Source organism: Nitrospira sp. (assembly GCA_030653545.1).
In the GTDB taxonomy this organism is placed as follows: domain Bacteria; phylum Nitrospirota; class Nitrospiria; order Nitrospirales; family Nitrospiraceae; genus Nitrospira_D.
Genome location: JAURZE010000022.1, coordinates 467,563 through 487,030, shown reverse-complemented (window position 1 = coordinate 487,030; position 19,468 = coordinate 467,563). Strand labels below are relative to the sequence as shown.

The 19,468-nt window shown below is 58.8% G+C and carries 22 protein-coding genes; 7 read left to right on the top strand and 15 right to left on the bottom strand.

Features of this window, described 5'->3' with window-relative positions; translation table 11 throughout:
* Nucleotides 1-74: 74 nt before the first annotated feature.
* Nucleotides 75-1,601 (top strand): alkaline phosphatase family protein, encoded by a 1,527-nt coding sequence (locus Q7U39_09140; protein ID MDO9118109.1) that lies wholly within the window; start codon nucleotides 75-77, stop codon nucleotides 1,599-1,601.
* Between the two features lie 1,097 nt (nucleotides 1,602-2,698).
* Here Q7U39_09140 and Q7U39_09135 read toward each other — a convergent pair.
* Nucleotides 2,699-3,856 (bottom strand): AraC family transcriptional regulator, encoded by a 1,158-nt coding sequence (locus Q7U39_09135; protein MDO9118108.1) that lies wholly within the window; start codon nucleotides 3,854-3,856, stop codon nucleotides 2,699-2,701.
* A 26-nt stretch (nucleotides 3,857-3,882) separates the two neighbouring features.
* Between Q7U39_09135 and Q7U39_09130 the strand changes: the two genes are divergently transcribed.
* From Q7U39_09130 to Q7U39_09115, 4 genes are all read left to right on the top strand, one after another.
* Nucleotides 3,883-4,701: a class I SAM-dependent methyltransferase gene (locus Q7U39_09130; protein ID MDO9118107.1), complete on the top strand. Its 819-nt coding sequence runs from the start codon at nucleotides 3,883-3,885 to the stop codon at nucleotides 4,699-4,701.
* A 65-nt stretch (nucleotides 4,702-4,766) separates the two neighbouring features.
* Nucleotides 4,767-5,075 carry a carboxymuconolactone decarboxylase family protein gene (locus Q7U39_09125; GenBank protein ID MDO9118106.1) on the top strand — a complete coding sequence of 103 codons (309 nt, stop codon included), beginning with the start codon at nucleotides 4,767-4,769 and terminating at the stop codon, nucleotides 5,073-5,075.
* 137 nt (nucleotides 5,076-5,212) lie between these two features.
* On the top strand, nucleotides 5,213-6,388 hold the full coding sequence (locus Q7U39_09120; protein ID MDO9118105.1) for a YncE family protein: 1,176 nt from the start codon (nucleotides 5,213-5,215) through the stop codon (nucleotides 6,386-6,388).
* 562 nt (nucleotides 6,389-6,950) lie between these two features.
* Nucleotides 6,951-7,364: a phage tail sheath C-terminal domain-containing protein gene (locus Q7U39_09115; GenBank protein ID MDO9118104.1), complete on the top strand. Its 414-nt coding sequence runs from the start codon at nucleotides 6,951-6,953 to the stop codon at nucleotides 7,362-7,364.
* 123 nt (nucleotides 7,365-7,487) lie between these two features.
* Here Q7U39_09115 and Q7U39_09110 read toward each other — a convergent pair whose 3' ends face one another.
* On the bottom strand, nucleotides 7,488-8,090 hold the full coding sequence (locus tag Q7U39_09110) for a hypothetical protein (protein MDO9118103.1): 603 nt from the start codon (nucleotides 8,088-8,090) through the stop codon (nucleotides 7,488-7,490).
* 187 nt (nucleotides 8,091-8,277) lie between these two features.
* Complete coding sequence (locus tag Q7U39_09105; protein MDO9118102.1) at nucleotides 8,278-8,409, bottom strand: hypothetical protein; 132 nt, start codon at nucleotides 8,407-8,409, stop codon at nucleotides 8,278-8,280.
* A gap of 329 nt (nucleotides 8,410-8,738) precedes the next feature.
* Here Q7U39_09105 and ilvA point away from each other — a divergent pair, with 329 nt between their 5' ends.
* Nucleotides 8,739-9,947 carry a threonine ammonia-lyase gene (ilvA, locus tag Q7U39_09100; protein ID MDO9118101.1) on the top strand — a complete coding sequence of 403 codons (1,209 nt, stop codon included), beginning with the start codon at nucleotides 8,739-8,741 and terminating at the stop codon, nucleotides 9,945-9,947.
* 485 nt (nucleotides 9,948-10,432) lie between these two features.
* On the opposite strand, the gene Q7U39_09095 is transcribed toward ilvA, so the two are convergent.
* On the bottom strand, nucleotides 10,433-10,894 hold the full coding sequence (locus Q7U39_09095) for a hypothetical protein (protein ID MDO9118100.1): 462 nt from the start codon (nucleotides 10,892-10,894) through the stop codon (nucleotides 10,433-10,435).
* A gap of 159 nt (nucleotides 10,895-11,053) precedes the next feature.
* Nucleotides 11,054-11,515 (bottom strand): cupin domain-containing protein, encoded by a 462-nt coding sequence (locus Q7U39_09090; GenBank protein MDO9118099.1) that lies wholly within the window; start codon nucleotides 11,513-11,515, stop codon nucleotides 11,054-11,056.
* A gap of 822 nt (nucleotides 11,516-12,337) precedes the next feature.
* On the opposite strand from Q7U39_09090, the gene Q7U39_09085 reads away from it, so the two are divergent.
* On the top strand, nucleotides 12,338-12,790 hold the full coding sequence (locus Q7U39_09085; protein MDO9118098.1) for a CBS domain-containing protein: 453 nt from the start codon (nucleotides 12,338-12,340) through the stop codon (nucleotides 12,788-12,790).
* 204 nt (nucleotides 12,791-12,994) lie between these two features.
* Here the strand turns inward: Q7U39_09085 and Q7U39_09080 are convergent, their stop codons facing one another.
* From Q7U39_09080 to Q7U39_09035, 10 genes are all read right to left on the bottom strand, one after another.
* Nucleotides 12,995-13,252 carry a type II toxin-antitoxin system RelE/ParE family toxin gene (locus Q7U39_09080; GenBank protein ID MDO9118097.1) on the bottom strand — a complete coding sequence of 86 codons (258 nt, stop codon included), beginning with the start codon at nucleotides 13,250-13,252 and terminating at the stop codon, nucleotides 12,995-12,997.
* Nucleotides 13,253-13,261: 9 nt separating this feature from the next.
* Nucleotides 13,262-13,516 carry a type II toxin-antitoxin system prevent-host-death family antitoxin gene (locus Q7U39_09075; GenBank protein MDO9118096.1) on the bottom strand — a complete coding sequence of 85 codons (255 nt, stop codon included), beginning with the start codon at nucleotides 13,514-13,516 and terminating at the stop codon, nucleotides 13,262-13,264.
* A 297-nt stretch (nucleotides 13,517-13,813) separates the two neighbouring features.
* A complete protein-coding gene (locus tag Q7U39_09070) occupies nucleotides 13,814-14,434 on the bottom strand; it encodes a hypothetical protein (GenBank protein ID MDO9118095.1) in 621 nt (206 codons plus the stop codon).
* A gap of 225 nt (nucleotides 14,435-14,659) precedes the next feature.
* Nucleotides 14,660-15,397, bottom strand: coding sequence for an MBL fold metallo-hydrolase (locus Q7U39_09065; GenBank protein ID MDO9118094.1), 738 nt, complete (start codon nucleotides 15,395-15,397; stop codon nucleotides 14,660-14,662).
* A gap of 160 nt (nucleotides 15,398-15,557) precedes the next feature.
* Nucleotides 15,558-16,166 (bottom strand): hypothetical protein, encoded by a 609-nt coding sequence (locus Q7U39_09060; protein MDO9118093.1) that lies wholly within the window; start codon nucleotides 16,164-16,166, stop codon nucleotides 15,558-15,560.
* Nucleotides 16,167-16,312: 146 nt separating this feature from the next.
* Entirely contained in the window at nucleotides 16,313-16,573 is a 261-nt protein-coding gene (locus Q7U39_09055) for a GlsB/YeaQ/YmgE family stress response membrane protein (protein ID MDO9118092.1), read from the bottom strand.
* 318 nt (nucleotides 16,574-16,891) lie between these two features.
* On the bottom strand, nucleotides 16,892-17,209 hold the full coding sequence (locus Q7U39_09050) for a type II toxin-antitoxin system RelE/ParE family toxin (protein MDO9118091.1): 318 nt from the start codon (nucleotides 17,207-17,209) through the stop codon (nucleotides 16,892-16,894).
* Nucleotides 17,185-17,382, bottom strand: coding sequence for a hypothetical protein (locus Q7U39_09045; protein MDO9118090.1), 198 nt, complete (start codon nucleotides 17,380-17,382; stop codon nucleotides 17,185-17,187). Before Q7U39_09045 ends, Q7U39_09050 begins: the two co-directional genes overlap by 25 nt.
* Nucleotides 17,383-17,562: 180 nt before the next feature.
* The gene (locus tag Q7U39_09040) at nucleotides 17,563-18,252 is read right to left on the bottom strand and encodes a hypothetical protein (GenBank protein ID MDO9118089.1); all 690 of its coding nucleotides are present in this window, start codon (nucleotides 18,250-18,252) and stop codon (nucleotides 17,563-17,565) included.
* A 175-nt stretch (nucleotides 18,253-18,427) separates the two neighbouring features.
* Nucleotides 18,428-19,369, bottom strand: coding sequence for a sterol desaturase family protein (locus Q7U39_09035; protein MDO9118088.1), 942 nt, complete (start codon nucleotides 19,367-19,369; stop codon nucleotides 18,428-18,430).
* Nucleotides 19,370-19,468 lie beyond the last annotated feature (99 nt).

The window sequence follows — 19,468 nt, the reverse complement described above, 5'->3', positions numbered from 1 at the left end:
GCCCTGCGCGCGCCCTTGAACCGGTGCTGAGGGAGGGTTATTCTGCCGCTGATCTCAGCAACCCGGAGTCTCGCATGAACCAGACAGGTGAACGCGGTCCGCTCGTGCTCCTGGCTTTTGATGCTGGCGATGCCGGACTGATCGAGCAATGGGCTGATGAGGGCTACCTGCCGACGATCAAGGGGCTGCTCGAGCGGGGAGTGCAAAGCCGGCTCACCGGCTCCGAGTTTGTCAGCGAAAACGGGATCTGGGTCTCCCTGCTCTCCGGTCTGTCCCGGGCGCAACACGGGTATTACTACTGGCGTCCGCTCAAACCGGGCACCTATGAACTCGAGCTCTCCGATCAACGGGTCGACGATGCCGTGCCCTTCTGGGGGCAGCTCCGCGACAGTGGCATGCGTGTGGCGGCCATCGATGTGCCGGAAGTGCATTGTACGATCGGCGTGCCCGGCGTGCAGGTGGCTAACTGGTCGCCTCACAACGCGCGATTTGCGGGGTACTCCGTTCCGTCGTCGCTGTTTGCGGATCTGCGCAGGCAATTCGGTTCACCTCTCGGGGTGGAAGAACTGGTCGGAGGCACCGTCGATGACGACGAACGGATCTACAAGGGATTGTTGAAGCAGATTGAACAGAAAGCCGCCATCTGTCGGCATCTGCTGGCTCGCGATCATTTTGACCTGGTTGTCATCGGGTTTCACGAAGCCCACATCGCCGGACACCAATTCTGGAAGTATTCCGACCGCGCCAGCACCCCGGTGCCCAACGGAGGCCGTTTGAAGCATGCGACGCGTGACGTGTACCAGGCGATCGATCACATGTTCGGCCGGGTGCTGGATCAACTGGGGCAGGATAGCACAGCGATCGTGGTGTCGAACATGGGGATCCAGGAGGACTACCCGAACCTTGAACTCACGCGGGCCTTCTGCCGGCAGCTGGGCTATCATCGGATGCAACAGCCTGCCGGCTCAGAGCCGGCCGCAGCTCGCCTGATCCGGCGAATGATCCCGCAATCCTGGCAGCGGGCGATCAGCGACCGGCTGCCGGATGGCTTTCATGGCCGCATGCTGACACGAGAGTGGTTCGGGGGCACCGACTGGCCGGCCACCACATTGTTTCCGATCCCGTCGTATTTTCTCGGGCTCCTGCGCGTCAATCTCCGCGGACGGGAACCGCAGGGCGTCGTCGAGCCCGGTGCCGACTACCGGAAGCTGCTGGATCGGGTGGAAGATGATCTGAAGCGGCTGATCGATCCCAAGAGTGGTCTACCAGCCGTTCGGTACATCGCCCGTACCGTGGATCTCTACCGGACGGAGCCGCACCGGTCACTGCCGGACATCTTCTTCGACTGGGCTCCCGCACCCTATCCGAAGCGGCGGATTGAACACCCGCGCGCCGTGCTCGAACAGAAAGATTTGTTTTTCAACCGCGATACCCGGCACGATCTCCGGGGATTCTTTGCCGCTGCAGGACCGGGTATTTCCGGCCGGGGGCGGCTTCCCAACTTGTCAGTGCTCGACGTGGCGCCGACCTGTTTGCGTTTGATGGGACAGCCGATACCCGAGGCGATGCAGGGCGTCGTGCCTTCGCAGATGCTCGGCTAGACGACGGTCCGGCGAGCAGTAAATAAAAGGGGGGAAAGGCGGGGCATGCGGCACTGTCGTGGATAGTGGCTCGCCTATAGGTGTATGCAGTGATGGGTAGGGAGGCGAAGAAGGGATCGGACTTCCACGCGTCGGGAAATGTTGGAACGCATGACCTGCCCCCCCAGCTTCCCCCATGAAGTGCATCGAGCCCGACGCCTTGCCTTCTGAGGGCCCTCCGTAGAGTTAGCGGCTCGGTATCGGTTTGGCCTGACCAACCGTGCACATTAGACTCGACGGGATGTCGAGTTGCCCGGACGGGCGGTATCCCCACGCTGTGGCGAAGGCCTGGCAAGTCAGGTTTCGAAAGGTCTCAACGCTGAGCTCGACACATTGCGGGTAATGGGCGTTCGCTCGCAGTGCGACACCTCTGCTCTCCACTGATAGCCCGCTTATGCGAACGTCCACAGAGAAGAGAGGACCGCATTGCGGCTCGATTAGGGCCCCGTCCTTGCTCTCCTCGCGTTCAAGAAAAAGCACATAGTCGGCCTGCATGCTCCTTGCGACGGCATATGCAACCTTGTGATCTGAAAAGGTGTGAGAAATTTGAGGAGTGTGGAGGGAGCCGTTTTCGGGCATCAGGACACTCGAGTAGTGATGGGACCGAAGCCATTCCATCGCAACATCGGTCAGGGGAGGATCCCCCCATAGAAGGATGCGCTGTTGGGGGGTTGGCAAGGTGGTATGGGAACCGGATGTGATCGGGAATCGGACGCTGGAAGGCGGAGATTTGGAATTGCATCCTTCCACAAGCAGCACGACGGAGAGCAGACACAGTGCCTGGATAGCCAGACCGGCGCGCTGCTGTATGGCGTACATGGAAGTATTGTATTCTTCATTTCTCTCAGTATCCAGGGCCGTCTTCCGCTCGTTCCATCTCGCCGGGAAGGAGGCCTGAACGAAGAGTCTGTTTGCGGTGGTTCAGCCAGAAGAGAAGACTGTGGAAGGCGCCGGACCGCCACGCGCCGGGAAATGGGTCCTGTGCTTTGCCTGCTCAGAAATCCATACTCATGCCTGCCCCCAGCGCATGATGACCCCAAATTATTCAGCGGAAACCCCTAGAAAAGCAGCCTGTCCGATTTGCGTTCCTTCGATTGGCTGCGGAACCGGGCGGGCGGCAGGCCGAACTCCCGTTTGAACGCGCGGTTGAAGGAGGGCTCGGACTCGTAGCCGACATCGCCCGCCACTTCGGCTACGCTTTTGGACGTCGATGTCAACAGCTGTGCGGCGAGCTGTAGTCTCCAGCGCGTGAGATAGCCGATCGGCGTGTCTGACAGATAATGCTGGAATCGCTCGGCGAGCACGGAGCGGGATAGGCCGACCTCGCTGGCGAGCGTGGCAATGGTCCACGGGTGAGCCGGCTGCTTGTGCAATAGCGCCAGAGCCTTTCCCACGTCCGGATCGCGCACCCCGGCGAGCCATCCGGTCTGTGTCCGCGGCAACTTCTCGATGTACCGACGCAAGGTTTCGACGAACAAGACTTCCGACAATTTGGCGATGACCGCGGCGCCGCCAGGGCCTGAGGTCTCGGCATGGTTGACGGAGTATCGAAGGGTGTCTTCCACCCACCGTCCAGACGGATTGTCCCGAATATGGACTTTGACGATCGGGGGAAGCCCCGCCAGAAAGACCTGCGAAAGTTGCGGGTCGCAGGTCATGTACCCACAGACCAGCCTCGTCAGTTCTCCGCCGCCTCCAAATTGGGACAGCATTTTCCCCTCTGCAAGGACCTGCCTCAGTTGTTCGCTGCTGTCTACAGGTGTGACCGGAGGGCCGTTTCCCATCAGGTGCGCGTCGCCGTGCGGGACGATGATGATGTCGCCGGCCTCAAGGGATATCGCGCGGCCGTTCTGCTCAACCCGGGCATACCCCCGTCCTTCGGTCACCAAGTGATAGATGATCACGTGCTTGGTGTTGGCGGACAGATAGGAGGCCATAGCACAGGCATCGGGCTGGCGCGAACACCAGGGCGAAGAAAACTCGCCGTGGAAAAAGACCGCGCCATCAAGCTTCACGGCCTTCAGAACTTCAGACAACACATCCATGTGATGTGATCCCGTCGCAAGCGTTTCGGCTAAACGGGCCGGACGCCCGGATAAACGATCCGCCAGCTTAGCATTCTCCTGATAAGAGAGCCAGACGAGCGGATAAGACGCCGGAACACCGGCTCCGTATAGTGCGAGCAGAGACAACGTGGCACTGATCTGCGGCGTCATTCTAAGACCAGAGGGAGGAACCGATCATGACGAGCACAGCGATTCGGGAATTGGACAATCTAAAAGTGCGGCTCAAGACCATCTGGATGGCCGGCGACTACGACCGATTCTCGCGGTACATGGAGGGCGGCGCGCGGGAGTTTTACGAGCGGCTGCCGGTCGCACCGGGAAGCCGGTTCCTGGACGTGGGCTGCGGTTCCGGCCAGCTCGCTCTGATGGCCGCGAAGGACGGCCTGGAGGTGGCCGGAGTCGATATCGCCAGTAACTGGGTGGAGCGGGCGCAGGCCCGTGCGCATGCTGAGGGTCTCCGGGCTCGCTTCGAAGAAGCTGATGCAGAAGCGCTGCCCTTCGAGGATGCGAGCTTCGATGTCGTCACGAGCCTGATCGGCGCGATGTTCGCGCCGCGGCCGGATCTGGTCGCGAAGGAACTGCTGCGCGTGTGTGCACCGGGGGGAACCGTGGCGATGGCGAACTGGACGCCGCAGGGATTTGTCGGACAGATGTTCAAGACCGTCTCGAAATTCATTGCGCCCTCCGGCATGCCCTCGCCGGTCCTATGGGGCGACGAAGCTACAGTGCGTGAACGGCTCGGGACGGGGCTGTCGGAACTCAGCCTGACCAGGAGGCCGTATACGTTCACGTACCCCTTTCCTCCTTCGGAAGTCGTCGAGCTGTTCCGCCTTTACTATGGACCGACGAATCAGGCTTTCGCGTCCCTAGATGTCGACGGTCAGGAACGTCTTCGCGGGGAACTCGAAGCCCTTTGGTCCGCTCACAATCGAGCCGGGAACGGGTGTACGACGGTCTTCGCCGAGTATCTGGAAGTGATCGGCATCCGGGCCTGAAATTTCAATAGAAGGAATATCCTGACAACCCTCAATCAGCAACCACACAGTACGGGGAGGCGAGTATGTACGACATGAAGAACCTTGCGAAGTTGAAGGAGTTAGAAACCCATGCGCCGGAAGCGGCGAAAGCATTTTCGGCTTCCGATAAGGCGGCCTGGGCTGAGGGCGCGATTCCGAGAAAGTATAAGGAATTGATCGCCGTTTCTGTCGCGCTGACGATCCAGTGTCCCTATTGCATCGACCTCCACGTGGGGAGGGCAAGAGAGCGAGGCGCTACGGATCCGGAGATCGCCAAAACCGTATTGGCTGCGGCCGCGTTACGCGCGGGCGGGGCTGTCACGCACGGCACTCATGCGATGAATAAAGCCTGAATGGCCAGGCGGGTCGGCGGGCCGACCCGCCACGTACCAGGGCGTGGGGCGCAACACCGGACAGTGGTGCCGGCCCGCGGCGTACAGATCGCCAAACATGATGACGTCTGTCTTCATTCATACAGAAGGAGGCTGCCATGAACACATTACGATTGCTTACGTTGGGCTTGGGCCTGCTGCTTGCCGGCACGGTTCCCGCATCAGCGGAACTGCTTGCCCTGATAAACTATGAGAGTAAAGCCGATCAGCCGGTGAGACGGGAGGGAATTGCGATCATGGATATTGATCCGGAGTCTGCGGGCTACGGGAAGATTCTCATGGAGATTCCGCTGCCATCCGACCTCGTCGCCCATCACATCTTCTTTAACCGGGACCGCACCAAAGCCTATGTGACAGCCTTGGGGAAAAGCGTCCTCCACGTCGTGGACCTCACGACGTTTCCCTATCGGCTTCGCGCTATTAATGTCCCGGACTGTGAGGTCGGAGAGGATCTCGCCGTTTCGGAGGATAACCGGACCTGGTATCTCACCTGCATGGGCTCAAGCACGGTGATTATGGGAGACGCGCTGCTCGACAAGCCGATCAAGACGATCAGTGCCGTCGAGCCGTCCCCAGCGACGATTCTGTACCCGCACGGGATCGCGATTCACAACGGCATCGACCGCGTACTCGTCACCAGTACGGAGAAGCCGGACATGACCGCACAGGGGGATTCAGTTACTGTGATCGAGGCCAGTACTGGGAAAGTGCTGTCGACGCACAAAATTGGGTCGAAGCCGGCTCCGGCCAAATCCGCTCCGGTCGAAATTATGTTCAGCCCCAATGCGAATCCCCCCGTGGTGCACATCACCAATTTGATGGAAGGCACGTTGTGGGCCGGGGTCTGGGATCCGAAGAGCCAGGCCTTCTCGTTCTATGAGATCGATGATTTCGGACCGCGGCAACAAGAGATGCCGCTGGAGATGGTCTATAACGCGAAGGGAGATCGCCTGTTCGTCACGACGGCGAAGCCGGGGTTCGTCAATCTGTATGACAACAGCGATCCGCGGCAGCCTAAGTTTCTCAAAACTATCGCGGCAGCCGCCGGCGCCCATCATAGCGTGCTGTCGCCCGATGAACGGTACCTCTTTGTTCAGAACAGCCTGCTGAATCTCGAAGGGTTGAGCGACGGGTCCATTACGGTGATCGATCTGAAACAGGATAAAGTGTTGGGGAGTATTGAGACCTTGAAGGCGCAGGGGTTGAACCCCAACTGCATCATGTTGCTGCCGGATCAGTCTGGCGACTTGCGGGCAAGCCGGGCTGTAGAGTGAGCCGGAGGGAAGGCAATGAAATGTGTGCAGGGACAGGAGGAATAGTCCTTCTGTCCCTGCCACTCTGCCCTCCGCTCCGACCGCCATCCCGGTGGTGCACAAAAGCAGTCAGGTTGCCGAGGAGTCCAGCGTCGTGCAGTCTCTCCAAAAACAACTGCGCGAGCGAGAGAAGCGGATTGACGAATTAGAGTCCCAGCTGAATATCCTGAAGATGATTGATCAGGATGTGGAGTTGCGGAGAAAGCCGTCACGCCCTCCAGCGACACTCACGCCGAGTGAAATACCATCGCATTGATTCTCCCGGGCGCCTGGGCTTTCGCAACATTCGCAGGTCGTCCCTCATGTACTGCCTGAACCGTGCGTGACGCCAACGCTGTCCTTCGAATCCCCAATCTGTATCGTTTTCGTGGCAGCGTATCGATCTCGATACGTCAGCGTTCCTCGCTCTCTTCCGTTTAACGACCCAGGGCTGAATATTCAGGCGCATAATGCCCTGCCGGCATTCGGCATGTAGCTTGCTGAGGTTTCCCTCGTATCGAACCTCACACAAGGAGTGCCTGTCATGACGAATGCCCCACTACCGCTATCCAATGAGCTGTTGGTCCCAGGTATTTATGTGGATGAGAGTGCTGCCGGTGTTCTAGATATGCCTGCCCTGACGCGGGAGCTGGCTCGGGCGTCACTGAATCAAATCTGCCAACGTGAGCTGGCTTGGCTGATCTACGAGACGAATACGCCTGAGATCAGGGTGCAACTGAAGGAGACCCTGAGGGGGCATTTGGTCATGCTATGGGCGAAGGATGCGTTGCAAGGAAGGAGTGCAACGGAAGCCTTTTTCATCCGTTGCGAGGAGGCGTTGATCGCGCAGGCCGACATCGATAATGGAGTCCTGACCTGTGAGGTGGGCATGGCGCCGGTCAACCCGTCGGAGTTTATCATCTTCCGCATTCGGGTCAGATTTGTGCGTCGGGAGTGAGGCTTTGGCGGAGAGGATAACCCGGATTCGATGACGGGCCTGCTTCAATAAGGTGTCGCGATGGAGCTCCGGCTCCGTTGTGAACAGTCCCGGCGCTTGTGACTGTGTTTCACGGCTCTTCCCTCACAGCGAGTGAATGAAGGCGGCTAGGTCGCGATCCATCGACAGGCTTTTGACCGACTCGGCGATGGCCTGACCCAAGACGTCTTTCCAGACCTTAGGCGGGAGATCCGGCCCATTGGCGAAGTGGTATCCCCGATAGCGCTTCGTGAATGCCTTCTTGCCCCCGGCTGCAGGACGGACCGTGATGGTGATCTCGACGTTGCCGGTGATGGTGGTCAGCGAGTTGCCGATGTCGCGGCGGAGTGAATGCTGAGTCACGGTGCCTTCAATCAAAAAGTCTCCTTTTGATTGCTGGCCGTCTTGGATCGGGCGATGGCCGGTGCGCTCCAACTCTCGATGCACGGCGGAAGTTATCATCGCTGCCGGAGACTCCTCGAGCGTCAATTTGTTGAAGGCGACTTGAAGAATCACCGGCGCGGCCAGGTTCTGCTGATCAGTGAACGGGTGCAAGATGAAGGACTGGGATCGCGGGCTGGTGAGCGGGCTGGTGGCCTGCACCGACGGGATATCCTGTGCGCTCATGGTGACCGAGCACCCGGCCAGGACGGCAAAGGCAACAACGAGACCGATGGTCCGGCGGAGGCACACGAGCGTCGGTAGCATACCACTCCTCCCTTGTGAGAGCGCCTGAACGAGATAGTCGTAAGGTACCCGATGAATGACCACTTGCATAATAAAATGTAAAAAGAGGAGGGGGATGGGTGAGGGGGGAGCGACCAGCGATGTTTAAGAAGAAGGACGGTGCAGCCGCGGGGAATCGAACGGACCCTGGCAGGGTGCGCGCGGCGGCTTAGGGTGTTGGGGGCAGCACGGCGATGATGCGGAGCGGGCCGCTTGTCCCACCGGCGATCTTCATCGGCAGGGCAATCACCTCAAATCCCGTGTCCGGAAGAGGGTGGAGGTCGGCGAGATAGTCGAACACCGGCACGTTTTGAGAGAGGAGCGCGACGTGCGCTTCCGATCACCCATATAAACCAGTGTCGTCACGACAGATGCGAAAGCTTGATGCGTCTGTCGGCAAATGATATACATCACAACGCATTGATTTACCCGCGAGGTATCGTGACACGATGACAACCATTCGGCAGAGCATCGGAATTAGCATGGCGGCGGCGATGATGATCGCCCGCTCCGCCTGAGCCTGCCTGCGACTGGAAATGCACGCGAGCAGCGGCCCCTGGCGGATTTGGTTCCACCAGGGGTTTTCTTTTGCAGAGGGGCCTGAAGGAATTACGGGAAGGAGAACGGGGCATGGTCAATCTTGAGTCGATCGAAGCAGCCGCTGCCCGCATCGGTGCATCCATCTATGAATCGCTGTTGATGCATTCGAAAATGCTGTCCCGGCTGACGGGGAATTCCGTCTTCCTGAAGCTGGAAAATCTGCAGATGACCGGCGCGTTCAAGGAGCGCGGCGCGCTGAATCGTATCTTGACCCTGACGGAGGAGGAGCGGCGGCAGGGAGTGATCGCAGCTTCGGCAGGAAACCATGGGCAGGGGGTGGCCTATCACGCGACCCAGCGGGGCATTCCGGCTCAAATCTGGATGCCTCGGTTGACGCCCTTGATCAAGTTCTCCGCCACGCGCGCCTATGGGGCGGATGTCGTGCTGCATGGCGACAATTATGACGAGGCCTGCGCGGCGGCCATCGAACGGAGCGTGGAGCGGAAGGCAGTATTTATTCACCCCTTCGACGACGACGCGGTCATCGCCGGACAGGGGACCATCGGGCTGGAACTCTTGAAGCAGAACCCCGCGCTGGATGTGATCGTCGTGCCGGTCGGAGGAGGCGGGCTGATCGGGGGGATCGGCTGCGCGGTCAAGGCGCTCAATCCGCGGGTCGAGATCGTCGGCGTGCAAACCGCCCGGCTGCCGTCGATGCAGGCGGCGCTGCAGCAGCAGGAACCGGTCGATCTCCCGGCGAAATCGACGTTGGCCGACGGCATCGCTGTTCGCCGGGCAGGCCAGCGCACGCTGCCGCTCGTGAGCCGGTACGTCGATCGGATCGTGACGGTCGACGAAGACGAAATCGCGGAGGCGATCCTGATGCTGCTGGAAGGGGAGAAGACGGTGGCGGAAGGGGCCGGTGCCGTGGCGCTGGCCGCGGTCTTGGAAGGTAAAACTGGTCATCACGGGAAAAACATTGCGGTGCTGGTCTCCGGCGGTAACCTTGATGTGAATCTGCTGGCGAGAATCATCGAGCAAGGCATGGTGCGGGACGGCAGACGGTTGCGCCTCCGCGTCCTGCTTCCGGACTATCCCGGCGCGCTGGAAGGCCTCACGGCGGTTATCTCCAAAGCCCGCGCCAACATCGTGGAGACATCCTACAACCGTGCGCACTACGGGGTCAGCCTGAACCAAGCCGCAATCGATATCACCATGGAAACCCGGGGCCGGGATCACGCGTCGGAACTGTTGGCCGCGCTGACAAGCGCCCGCTATGAATTCAGCGTTGTGGAGTAAGTATGAAGAAGCCGTCTCAATTGAAGGGAGTCGGGTGTGTGTGGCGATTTCTGGTCGTCGATTGAAATAGCCCAGCCCCTTCTATAGACTGCGTCGCATGAGAAAACGATACTCGCCCTCAGAATGGATGGCAGCACTTGAGCGGGATCCCGGTCTACGGGGTTTCTCTCCCACAGCTACCGCGAAACGGTTGAATATCAGCGAGCAGGCATTCGGAGAACTGGTTTTGAGCGGCGCCCTCAACATCGCAGATATATACGAGGACGGCGAGATCGTGCATAGCATCGTTCCGGACCGCGAAATCCAGCGGTATGTGGCCAAGTCAGCAGAGATAAAGCCATAGAAGTCAGGGCAGCGGCATGTGTCCGTGCCTGCCGTGATGGTGTCCTCCCCTTCACTCGTGTTCTTTTCCCCTCTACAGATCCTTCTGCGACGTTTACCGGATGAGCTGTGAGAGAGGCGCTCGACTGCGTCGGGCGTCCGGTTCAGTTCATCTTGTCGCAAATCGGCGCGAAGTCGTCGAGATCGATCACCGGCTGTCCGGCCAGCCGCGGATCGAGTTCTGCCGGTTCTTCGCTGGGGCCGTTGAGAAATCCGACCAGCATCTGGCTGTCGCGTGGCACCCGTTCTGTCTTGACGAGATAGCGGAAGGGGCCCCGCTGTCGGGCCAGGTCGCGCAGGCTGCACAAGAGAAAGAAGGAGGAGCCCACCGAGGAGCCGATGGCCGTGATCTGAATGTCGACAATAGAGGTTCTCGTCAGGCGCTCGGTCTCGGTCAGGACAATGTCCATCTTCGGATTGCCGAACCGCTTCGAATCAGAGCGAAAGGTCTCTGCTTGTGCAGGAGCGACCGCCAGCACCGCGATGACAAGCGTGACGAACAAGCGGCCGGCCAGAGAGAGCGCAGGCCGGCTGAGTAGTGGGGGAGTTCTTCGCGAGGCCCTCAAGGGGGTGTCCTCCGCGGGTGGTTACGCGCAATCTATCATGCGTACGGGGAAAAGGGAGTAGTCGGGAGTGAACCGGGAGCCGCCACGCGCCGGGACATGGATCCTGGCGCCTTCTCTTCTCTGAGGCGGTCAGGCCCGAAACCGGCGGTTCTTGTTCTCTCAGGGCGCGACGGCCACTCCGTTTTGCGCGAGCACCTGCAGCACCTTCGGAATGTCGGGCGGGCCGGGAGGGATCTCTTGGTGCACGGCCGTAAACATTTGGGTCGCCAGGCCACCTTGGCCGGTAAACTCAAGCATCTCGCCGCCGCCGACTCCATAGCAGAAGCCGTGCATCGTGTTGGCGGGCACGTGCACGAGCGTCCCTGGTTTGCACAGGACGGTTTTTCCGGCGGTAGTAAATTCGATCGAGCCCTTGAGGACAAAGAATGATTCGTCCCAGTTGTGACAATGCAACGGCGGCCCTGTTCCTTCGTCACCTCGCTGCAAGGTGATTTCATATGAGTGTGTCGCGGCGTTTGACGCAAGCACGGTGACTTTGGTGCCGAGGACATCTAACGGGGAAGCGTAGTTGGTGGGGCCCACGACGAAGGGTTGGGCTCTCAGGGTGTCCTGTGCGGTCATGTTGCCCTCCTGTACTAAGTGGTAGGCAATTGTGGCGGGGACATGGATTACATGTCAACGCGTGGGATAGAGGCGAAGGGGGGAGGTGTCAGAGGGGGTGGGGAGGCGCCGGACGGTCACGCGTCCGCATGGTTGCTACCAACGGGTGTCTCGTCAGCCAGCCGCGGTGGTTTTCTTGTCGCGTTTTCAGTTCCTGCTACCTTGAGTATGGATGGCACGGGTAATGCTGATGCCTATTTTGAAAAAAGAAACGGCTCCGGTTGACATCGTTTCTTGAGGAGGAGTAAGGATGAACCTATGCGTGCAGTCTCTCCTGAAGAGGAGGCTGGCGCAGGGCGAGGCTGTCCGCAATCCTTCAGATCACTTCGAATCCAGGAGGAGGTGGAGATGCAAGACCTTAGTCCGCCTGACCACCATGGCCCGCCGAGCGATGGGCGGGTTTCTCGTCAGTCACGCTAGCCGGTTCTCCATCGGCTGTCGCTTTCCCGCGTCAGGGAACCACACGTACCGATGAGCTATTGTGGAGAGACCGGGCCGGCGTGAGGAGTGTCCACTCCACTCACCCTTCTCCACTGACGAGCTGCCGTCACACCCATTCTTGAGCGGGCCTTCCCGATCAGCCCAAGCGAAAGCCAGTCGGCGCCCTAAGCGCCACACGCGGGCGATCTTCTCGCTTCCTGCAAGATCGCCCGTGCTGTTTCCTTCTTGATCGATCCAGCGATCGTGAAGGCAGGCGACCAGTCCTGGTCGTTGCGGCGTCGACGGAGCACGTACGTGGGGCGAGCGCCGAACTTCTCCTTGCATCGCGAGAAGGAGGTGGTCATGCGAGTCCATGACGTCATGTCAACCAGCATCGTCACTGCCGGAAAGACGGATTCGGTTCGATCGATTGTCATAAAAATGATGAATCGCAATTGCGGGGCCATTCCCGTGATAGACGGAGACGCCCGGCTTATCGGGATGGTGACGCTACGCGACGTCCTGCTGCCGTTGTATCCTAACTATGGCGAATACATTCATGACAACGTGCATAGTCGGGATTTTGTCGAAATGGAAGAGGGGTATCCTGAGGCGCTTGGCAGGAAAGTCGAAGAGATCATGAGTCAGAATCCCTTGACGGTGGCGCCCCACGACCCTGTTTTGGAAGCGGCCTCCTATATGGGGCTCAAGAACTTCCGGCGCATTCCCGTCGTCGAGAAGGGCATGCTGGTCGGGATGCTCAGCATCGGCGACATCAACCGTGGATTGTTCTTCGAGAAAGGCATGCGAGGCTGACCGTAGCGTGCCGGTGACGCACCGAGTTTACGAATGCCCGTGCCCTGGGTGACCATGCGTGGGTGTGGGGAAAGTTGGGTGTGCCTTGCCGGTGTCGTGCATCCGGATGTACCAGAAATGCCGAATGAACCATTCCCTCGCCACGCGCCGGGGAATGCAGAATGTCCCTGTTTTGTCTTCCCTTGTTCTGGGGGAGAGGGGAGGTTATCGGTAGATCGCTTTCCGGTCGCCGATCTTCACGACGAGGACGATCAGTTGCTTGTCTTGAATCGTATAGATGATGCGGTAATCGCCTTCCCGAATACGATACAAGTCCTCTTCGCCGGCGAGTTTCTTGATGCCATGAGGGCGAGGATTCTCACGTAATGATTTGAGACGTTTCACGATCCGCTTTTGAACCGGTTCGGCGAGCGCTTTGAGCTGTCGCTCAGCAGGCGGGGCGAGGAGAATCGAGTAGGCCATGGGGGAAGGCTAGAGACCGAGTTCCTTTATGACGGCCTCCAGAGACTTCGCGCCTTTCTTCTTCGTCTCGGCTAAGGCGGCTCGCGCATCTACCAGGTCGATGCGGTCTTCCAAGTCTTCCAGTAATCGCAAATCCTCCATCGAAACCACGGCGGCCACTTCCTTTCCGCGCCGTCGCAAGACCACCCGCTCTTTGCCGAATGCGACGCGGTTGATGGTGTCTGCAAACCCTTCGCGTGCTTTACTGGATGGAAGATGCGCCATGAATCACCTCATTGGAAGTGTACGAATCGTACAAAGCGTACGTTTGGTGCGATTGTTTGTCAAGGGGAGGGAGGCAAGATGCGAGAGGGCATGGCGGGGAAGGCGCCGGACGGCCACGCGCCGGGAAATTCAGAAGATTACGGGTTTCCAACCCCAAGCGAAGATTTCGGCGACGCTGGGATTGGAATCGAGGGAGGACGAGGAAGCTGCTCGCTTAGCCTGTCCTCTTTCTCGTCCTCCCCCTGCTTATCCAGTTTCTTTCGATGCATACCTCATAAGTCTTGATGGCGGGTGGACTTACTGAGGGGGCATTGTTGTCGTCGTGGTGGTCGTGGTCGACGTGGAGCTTGTCGGGCTAGTCGGTTTGTCGCTGGTTTGATCGCTCGGGCGGCCTGGCTTTTGATCACTGATGCGATCGCTGGCCTGCCCACTGGTTCGATCATTGGGTTGCTCCCCGGTCTGCCCGCTGCTTCGGCCACGGTTTTGCTCACTGGTTTGACCAACGGCCTGCCCGCCCTGTCCGCCAACCTTGATAACTCCAGGAACGTTGAGCTCGCCGGTCGTTCTCGCTGATTCCATCCTGACGGTGTACCGGAACGTGCCGGCATCCCTAAAACAGACACTCGCAGTTTGGTTCGTGGCCAGTTGTGCTGTCCCACTGGGTGTCATCCATCCGCCGAAATTATTGTTGCACGACAACTGCTTATCCAACACCGGGTCGATAAAGACGACTCGAACAGGCGCGGTTCTCTTGTTGACCCACCGAATTTCATCGCCTGGACTAACGGAGATGTCGCCTGACGTAAGGTTATCTCCGATGATGATGTCTTTGACATCCCCGGTCCTCGTCACGGTTGGCGTACCCTGACACCCCAACACAAACACTAACGCAAACCCCAGATATCGAATTTGGTTCATGGCCTACCCCCTGTAGTAATGTGAAACTCATCAACCGAATGTAATCGGTTCGTTTCTGACGGTCACAACGTGAACTCACTTGGCACGATCAACTGGCAGCGAACTGATCGCCCGTGGTGAATGCGATTCTACGCGCAGGAACGAGTAATAATCTGATCAATGCAGCTCAGTATAAGGGGGACCGGTTTATGGTGAAGACGGCTTGAAGAAAGAAGGCAGGAGTGATCAGGTGGCCCGGCCGGCTCGCATGTTGGCGGGGATGGCGATATCCATTTTGGCCGGACGTGGCACGTTTCTCCGATTCATCATGTCGACGAAGGTCGCCCGGTCGATCGAGAGGTTGAGGCGTTCGTTGAATCGCTTTTCCTCGCCGATCGTGGAGGAGATCCGGCCCTGATAATCATGCCCGGGGTAGACGATCGTGTCGTCCGGCAGCGCGAACAGTTTCTTCCGAACGGAGTCGAACAGTTTCTCCGGCGAGCCGCCCTGAAAATCGGTCCGGCCGTTGCCGCGGATGAACAACGCATCGCCCGTGAAGACGGCGCCAGGGAGCACGTAGCTCGTGCAGCCGTTCGTATGACCGGGGGTTGCCAGCGCCGTCAGTGACGTCTGACCGAGCTGCAGCGCCTCGCCCTCGAACAGGAACAGATCCGCGCCAGTGACCTCGCCCTTGGCGCCGCCGCCGTACACGATCTGCGCGCCGGTTCGATCTTTGATGGCCGAGGCGCCGGTGATGTGATCGGCATGGATGTGCGTTTCGACGGCAAAGCGGAGGGTGAGCCCAAGCTCGTTGATGAGTCGAAGGGCGCGCTCGACGTTTTCGATGACGGCATCGATGATCACGGCCTGCTTGGACTCGCGATCACCGACGATATAGCTGCGGCTTTCCGCCCGGTCGTCCACGTCCTGAATCTCGTTGACGTCCAACAGAACGGTGACGATATAGGTCGTAGTGATTGCCATGGGATGTATTTGCAAAATCTATTGCGAAGCGAGCAGAAAGCGCGGCCATTGTAACGTGGCCTGTCGGTTTGGTCTATCGCGGAAGTAGGTGAGGCAGGAGATGCAGGGCGTGACGGCTGCTTGTCGTGCAGGAATGAAGCGTCGAATGAAGCATGCGCGGTTAGGAGGGCGCAGCTGAACTGCTGAGGTAGGCCAGACGGATCTCAGGCAACGTCCGCTCAGCGAGGGAGCGCAGTTCCTCTAGGGTCTGCAACAGCAATGTGCCGGTCGCTCCAGTCGCTCCTACATGACCTGTCCTTATTGCGGAAAATGATTTGAGGGCGATATCGACTAGACGTTGATGATCGACCGAATAATAATGCAGGCGTTGCTGCAAAGTTTCCGCCTGGTCATCGATTAAGACCTGGTGAGCAGATCCAAATGCCGTGACGGCGTCGGCAATCGCATTGTCGAGGCAACGGTTGAGCGTGCGAAATTCAGTTGTAGAGATTTCCATGTCCTGTTCGCCGGCTAACTGGGTGACGGATTGGCACACATCGCCATAATCGTGCACGACCTGGTCGATGGAATATCCGAGTCGGAGTAAATCGCCGCCGTGCACGGCAGCGGCGCGACCGATTTCCGTATGAGCCGGCGTCGGCGTTGTTTCGACAGTATCAACGTGAGGGGTCGTTTGTTCGAGACGAAGGGTCTCGACGAGCTGCTGCAGGAATAGCGGGACACCATGATCGAGCGCGATGGGACTCTCGGATGGCGAGAACCTTCTCACCGCATTGTTCCTGCAACGCGTGATCAACTCTGTACGATTCGAAGTCAAAAATTCGTGGAGCATGCTGTGATGATACTCGATCGCTTCTTGGGTGGCTGCTCACAATTGCTCAGTTTGTCTGCCCACTTTTCTTGTTCCGTAATTTGTTAGGCTGCGAGCCAGTGATAGAGCATCAGTATTGTAAGCGCCCCGATGATTGCGAAGACAAACGCGACGATATCGGAATCCCCGCTGAGACCTACTTGGCCTCCAAGGCAGCCGCCGATCAACCCGCCTCCGATCCCGATCACCGTCGTCCCGATCAACTGACCCGGATCCTTTCCGGGCATCAGCACTTTGGCGATGACGCCCACAACGAGCGCAAACACCAGAAATTCAACGGTAGTAGTAAGCGAAGTCCAATCCATGAAGCCTCCGACGATGTGATTTTGGTGAACGGCTTACTATACAGGTTTCTTGCCCCAGGGCAGCAAGCCTTGAGGCAAAGAGAAAGGGGACTAGATCGATCAGTGCCTCTTTGATCATGAACTGGTCATGTTGCGGATCTGCATGAATCGGCAGCAGCCATTGGGGAGGGAAAACTGGCGAGCGAAGATTGAGGCGACGATGGGCTTGGAATCGACGATGCGGCAGTTGGTGAGGCCGAGGAGGCCGCATATGTGCCCTACGCGGTGTCAATGAAATTGGGGGCGGCTCAGAATCTCCCTCTTTTTCTTCCCAACGTCTTAGCTGCCAATATCCCAAGGTTCTCGGCGAACAAGTGCCTGTAAATCCCGAGCACCGTGGACGACTCGAAGAATGAAGACGGTGTCGTCTTTCACGAGATAGACGATTCGATAAGTTCTGAAAATCACTTCTCGAAGATCCGAGCGATCGAACTCGGGAACAACGCGTCCGATGTGGGAGTTCGTGAGAAGTGTCTCTGTGGATTCAACCAGGCGGTCGACGAACGTGATCGCATGGAGTACGGAATCACGGGCGATGAAGTCTTCGATGTCCTGAAGATCGTTCCCGGCAGTCAGCGACCAGCGGACTTGCGCCATCGGGCCATTCTCTCCTTCAGCTCTGCCTGGGTGAGGATGCGCCCATCAGCTACGTCCTGAAGGCCTTTTTCCACCTGCTGCTTGAAGAACAGCTCCTCCATAATCCCACTCGTGGTTACATCGTCCGGCAGCTTCTTGATCAGTTCCAGCGCTTCAGCTTTTGCCTTTGCCATGGGTGTTCTCCTTAGCCGTTCTTGCAGGTAAGGCTATGCCCGGATGCCTGAAAATGCAAGCCTGCCGAGGGATGAGATGAGAAGAAGGGGGAGAAGTGGGGCGAGGAAGGCGCCGATGGTCATGTGCCGGGAAATGCTTCCTGACAGATTTTTCTTAGTCTAGTCCGTCGTCACCGGCGATTAGTCTTCCACGCCCACGCCGATCACGAGTAGAACGGCATAGTCCTGCTTCGCGCAGCCCTCGACCGGAGGCATCGCTCCTCCTGGCGCAACTGGAAATGCAGTCTGCCGCGCATTTGCCGGCGAGCACGAACCGCCAACCGCAGCCGGTGTATAGCGCGCGGAGCGGCAGGCCAGGTGCGTCACGTCGTAGAGCGTCGCGCCTTTATCGAGTTCCCAGCGCCTGTCGCCATTCCTGTCGGCGGGATGAATGGTCAGCACAGCCGTCACGTCGCGGCGGCCCGTGACCAGGTATTTGCCGGGAGGGAGCGGAAAGGTCGGCTGCTCCATGATCAAGCCATGCTCCTCCAGCCACCAGTCCCTGTCGTCGAAATTCCAGCGCGCTGGGGCGACGCCACCTGCATCCTTCAACCGTTTATAGTTGGTCAGCTCAACGCCCCGAGGACCCGGGTCCAGAGGCCACAGACCCCACGATTGCGCGCCGCTCCCGGAGGTCGCACCTGGATCGCCCAACGCCGCGATGAACTGTGTCGATATGCGCTGGAACTTCGTCTGACCTTTGCTTGCGGCGCGGGCTTGGCTTGGACTCAGATCGAAGGAAGGGAGCACGAACGAACCGAGCAGAAACAGAACCGGGATGAGCAGAAAAAACGCAGAACGAGCAGAAGAACCACCGTCTTGTTGTGTCATCGTTGCTCCTGCGCCTCGGTGCCTAGCAGAAAGCCATGGGTAACTCTACTCTTTCCCGACCGACTGGTCCATCGGTCTGTGTTGTGAAGGGGAAAGGTAAAGGTAAAGGCGTCGGCCCGCCCCGCGCCGGAAATTTGAGAATGTCCCCATTCTTTTCCTGCGCCAGGTTGTTGAACTAACCAAGTCCGGTCGAGCGGCGTAACCACGTGAGATACCCGTCCGGACGGGTGAACAATCCCTCGACTCCAACTTGAGCAGGAGCTTGAGCCAGTGGCCGCCGATACGTTCCCAACAACCGATCCCACACCATTATCAGTGAGCCGAAATTGCAATGTCCCTCCTGTCGATCAGCCGAATGGTGCCAACGATGCAAATCAGCCGTCGAGAGGAAAAGATTCCATCCGTTGTAGCGCAGGTCGGCATTGGCATGCTGGAATACCGATACGACCGTCCCAAACAGAATCAACATGTGCAGCGTGGGTGCCGGTGCCCCGATCAGCATCAACATGAAGAGCCCCGAGAGTTTGTGCCATGCCACATTCAGCGGATTGACTCTAAATCCATTCAGCCAGTATAGCCGGGGTGGGCTGTGATGAAAGCTGTGTACGCCCCACATCCAGCGCTGCGAATGAGCGGCACGATGCACGGCGTACTGGCCGAATTCCGCAATGACAGCCGCCAGCACGAGCTGCGCAGGAATCGGCCAGTCCGTCGGAAACCAGCCGAGCCCACCTCCTGGATGGGCCACCGTCACGGTCAATGACAGCAGCAAGGGCATGACGCTCTGTTTGAGCATCGGGTCGATCAGGGTCATCAGGACCACGAGCGAAGTGGCGTCGACACGACGTTCGATCGATGCCGTCTGCCGCCACCGGCGCTCGAACGGAATAACATGCTCCGCAGCGATGACAGCCAGCAGCGCGATGGCAAAGATTCCCATCTGCGCCACCATCGGTGGCACAAGGCCGTGGTAGATGGCCAACGAGGCGAGACCTGCGAGGACCAGCACAAATGGGAACAGGCCCCACTGTATCGCGAATCGCCACGTGAGCTGATCGGTAACGGATTGTGGTGGCTGAGTAGTAATGGCCTTGGCCGGGAACTGATAGGTGTCCATGGAGCCCCTCCTGTTGTGTCAAGGTGACGACGCTCTGAGCGTCCTACCTCAATAGACGGAGAGATTCCAAAAAGGACGCAAGGTCAGTAAACGCCAGCC

Coding starts and splice junctions, on each gene's coding strand:
- Q7U39_09140 (MDO9118109.1), top strand. CDS start 75: ATGAACCAGACAGGTGAACGCGGTCCGCTCGTGCTCCTGGCTTTTGAT.
- Q7U39_09135 (MDO9118108.1), bottom strand. CDS start 3,856: ATGACGCCGCAGATCAGTGCCACGTTGTCTCTGCTCGCACTATACGGA.
- Q7U39_09130 (MDO9118107.1), top strand. CDS start 3,883: ATGACGAGCACAGCGATTCGGGAATTGGACAATCTAAAAGTGCGGCTC.
- Q7U39_09125 (MDO9118106.1), top strand. CDS start 4,767: ATGTACGACATGAAGAACCTTGCGAAGTTGAAGGAGTTAGAAACCCAT.
- Q7U39_09120 (MDO9118105.1), top strand. CDS start 5,213: ATGAACACATTACGATTGCTTACGTTGGGCTTGGGCCTGCTGCTTGCC.
- Q7U39_09115 (MDO9118104.1), top strand. CDS start 6,951: ATGACGAATGCCCCACTACCGCTATCCAATGAGCTGTTGGTCCCAGGT.
- Q7U39_09110 (MDO9118103.1), bottom strand. CDS start 8,090: ATGCTACCGACGCTCGTGTGCCTCCGCCGGACCATCGGTCTCGTTGTT.
- ilvA (MDO9118101.1), top strand. CDS start 8,739: ATGGTCAATCTTGAGTCGATCGAAGCAGCCGCTGCCCGCATCGGTGCA.
- Q7U39_09090 (MDO9118099.1), bottom strand. CDS start 11,515: ATGACCGCACAGGACACCCTGAGAGCCCAACCCTTCGTCGTGGGCCCC.
- Q7U39_09085 (MDO9118098.1), top strand. CDS start 12,338: ATGCGAGTCCATGACGTCATGTCAACCAGCATCGTCACTGCCGGAAAG.
- Q7U39_09080 (MDO9118097.1), bottom strand. CDS start 13,252: ATGGCCTACTCGATTCTCCTCGCCCCGCCTGCTGAGCGACAGCTCAAA.
- Q7U39_09075 (MDO9118096.1), bottom strand. CDS start 13,516: ATGGCGCATCTTCCATCCAGTAAAGCACGCGAAGGGTTTGCAGACACC.
- Q7U39_09070 (MDO9118095.1), bottom strand. CDS start 14,434: ATGAACCAAATTCGATATCTGGGGTTTGCGTTAGTGTTTGTGTTGGGG.
- Q7U39_09065 (MDO9118094.1), bottom strand. CDS start 15,397: ATGGCAATCACTACGACCTATATCGTCACCGTTCTGTTGGACGTCAAC.
- Q7U39_09055 (MDO9118092.1), bottom strand. CDS start 16,573: ATGGATTGGACTTCGCTTACTACTACCGTTGAATTTCTGGTGTTTGCG.
- Q7U39_09050 (MDO9118091.1), bottom strand. CDS start 17,209: ATGGCGCAAGTCCGCTGGTCGCTGACTGCCGGGAACGATCTTCAGGAC.
- Q7U39_09045 (MDO9118090.1), bottom strand. CDS start 17,382: ATGGCAAAGGCAAAAGCTGAAGCGCTGGAACTGATCAAGAAGCTGCCG.
- Q7U39_09040 (MDO9118089.1), bottom strand. CDS start 18,252: ATGACACAACAAGACGGTGGTTCTTCTGCTCGTTCTGCGTTTTTTCTG.
- Q7U39_09035 (MDO9118088.1), bottom strand. CDS start 19,369: ATGGACACCTATCAGTTCCCGGCCAAGGCCATTACTACTCAGCCACCA.